This is a genomic window from Micromonospora sp. NPDC050695 (assembly GCF_040654415.1).
Classification (GTDB): Bacteria; Actinomycetota; Actinomycetes; order Mycobacteriales; family Micromonosporaceae; genus Micromonospora.
Window position 1 is genome coordinate 1 of record NZ_JBFAHZ010000156.1, and the last position, 1,231, is coordinate 1,231.

Below are 1,231 nucleotides of genomic sequence, written 5' to 3' on the forward strand. Positions count from 1 at the left end.
CACGGCGAGTACGAGCAGGTCGACGAGGCGTTCCCGGCGCCGAAGTTCGGGCATCCGAAAGACCGCCGGCCGGACTTGAAACAGGTCCAGGCCGGGATCGCGGTGACCGCCGACGGCGCGGTACCGGTCTTCCACCGGGCGTACGACGGCGGCGCGGGCGAGGTCGCCCAGGTCATCCCGATGATGAAAGCGTTGCAGGAGATCGCCACCTCTCGCCGGATGTTGATCATCGGGGACACGAAGCTGGTCTCCTACGACAACCTGACCGCGATGCACGCCGACGAGGTGACGTTCGTGGCCCCGGCGTCGAAGGTCTACGTCAGCGCCGAGACCTTGGCCGGCCTGGATCTGGGCCAGGCCACCCGGGTCGACTACGTCGCCGGCCGTGATCAGGGTAAAGACCCGGACAAGCTCGGGACGTGGCACGTGTACGAGGACACCATGACCTTGGCCGGACCCCGCAAGAAAGATCCGGTCTTGACCCTGCGCCGGGTGTTCGTGCACTCCTCGGCCCGAGCCCAAGCCGCGGCCACCGCCCGGGCCAAGAAACTCGACCGGGCCGCCGACGACCTGGCCCGGCTGACCCGCGGCCTCGGTTCCCGCCACTACCCGGATGCCACCGCGGTCGAGACCCGTCTCGCGGTGATCGCCAAGACCCGCCGGGTCGCCGCCTATCTACGCACCACGACCGGCACCTGCCCGGACACCGGTAAACCCACCCTGACCTGGCACTTCAACCAGGCAGCCATCGACGCCGAAGCGGCTACCGACGGCTGGTACGCGCTGCTGACCAACCTGGACGCCGACCAGGCCGACGCCGGACAGGTCCTGCTGCACTACAAAGGTCAGGAAGCCGTCGAACGCCGCTACTCCGCGTTCAAAGGCCCCCTCGCCGTCGCCGCGATCTACCTGAAGAACAACCGCCGGATCGCCGCCATGATCACCGTGGTCTGCCTCGCCCTGCTCATCTTCAGCCTCATCGAACGCCAGGTCAGACGCGCTCTGGCCGCTCTGGGCCGCACCACCATCGCTGGCCTCTACGCCGGTCGACCCGCCGTCCCGACCACCCGGCTCATCCTGCAAACCCTCGCCACCATGAGACTCATCCCCGCGACCAGCGGCAACCCACACACCATCCCTCAACCCACACCCCTACAACTCCATCTCCTCGAACTCCTCGACATCGACCCACTCGAGTGGTGTTGACAATCAGCCACGTGCGGAATGCAGG

At 67.4% G+C, this 1,231-nt stretch carries 1 protein-coding gene; it reads left to right on the plus strand.

Going from position 1 to position 1,231, the window contains the following annotated elements:
* The coding region (locus tag AB0H52_RS32025; RefSeq protein WP_357952041.1) for an IS1634 family transposase at nt 1–1,206 on the plus strand (1,206 nt) is incomplete at its 5' end.
* Nucleotides 1,207–1,231: the final 25 nt, after the last annotated feature.